The 1121-nt window shown below is 57.5% G+C and carries 2 protein-coding genes; both read right to left on the bottom strand.

The window, feature by feature from the left end; genetic code table 11:
• Positions 1-367 (bottom strand): hypothetical protein (locus CW742_RS14470; protein WP_292421586.1); only part of this gene is annotated, 367 nt, incomplete at its 3' end.
• Between the two features lie 12 nt (positions 368-379).
• Positions 380-1121, bottom strand: a 742-nt coding sequence (locus CW742_RS14465; RefSeq protein ID WP_292421585.1) for a hypothetical protein, incomplete at its 5' end; no start/stop codon positions are given.

Below are 1121 nucleotides of genomic sequence, written 5' to 3'. Positions count from 1 at the left end.
GGTCCATTGATGGCGCTGTAAGTGTGATGACCGCAGGATCCTCGAAAACGAGATAATCGCTCTGGCCTTTGAGAAACAACTGGCCGGACATCCTGATTGTCGCCTTCATGTCGGTCGAGGTCCAGAGCTCTTCGGGCGAGATGGTAATCTCAGCCGGTTCGAAGACCATCTCGGAGTTGATGCCGCCTAGGTAGAGCGTGCCTGGCGATATCGCGACCGACACGGCAGGGAAGGTGATATCGTCCCCGCCACGCTCAAAAAAGGCGTTCGCTATATGCGCGAGGGTGCCGTTGACGTTTTTATTGAGGAGGTGGTCGGCCGCAATCCGTCTGCTGCCGGTACTCCTTCTCCAGACCGAGGCTGCCATGGGAATGGCCGCCTACTTGTCTGCAATCTCGAACCGTAAGTAGGGAGTGCCTGACGACGTGCTGTCAGAATCGTCCAGGACATACAATGCACTGTTGTCGTATACCTGGGGCATCCCCGTTGAGAGCATGTCGTCAACACGCAAGTCGTTAATCACCTGCGATCGGCCGGACCAGAGCGGGCGGAGGATCATGATGTTGAACGTCCCTACGGTCGCAACGGTTCCACGGACCCGGTCGACCCGCTGGATTCCTGAATCTCCAGCAGCCAGCGGGATCCTGGTGCAGCGGCCGAGCGTATGGGCAATCGCGAGCGAGACTACTCCGGTATCTCCCGGGTTACCGTCCTGGTCAACGTAGTTGATCTGGATACTTGGTACGCCAGTCCCCGCCGTCACTTGCTCGTACCAGAGCTCGAGACCGTTGTAAAACGAGTTCGGCACCCTGGATGCGAATGATGGCTGGGAGGCGAGCGTGATGTCGGCGTTGTAATTGTATGCACCGGCCACAAACAGTCGGTCATAAAGGCGATGGTTTCCCACGACTGAGCCGGAATGCATGACCCTTGTCAGGTAACCGGATCCGGAGAACGTTTCGATTTTTGGATACCCGTCGATAGCATCGGTCGGCACAATCCCATTCGCGGTGTTTCCGGGTGAGAGGACCCCGGGACCGGGAACTCCCGCAAGGTCGAACAGGGTAAACGGCGTGGCGGCTACAGTTGTCCTCGATGCTGACTTGTAATACGTGATGGTC

The sequence above is a fragment of the Methanoregula sp. genome (genome assembly GCF_002835825.1).
GTDB lineage: Archaea > Halobacteriota > Methanomicrobia > Methanomicrobiales > Methanospirillaceae > Methanoregula.
This window is presented reverse-complemented; position numbering and strand designations above follow the sequence as displayed.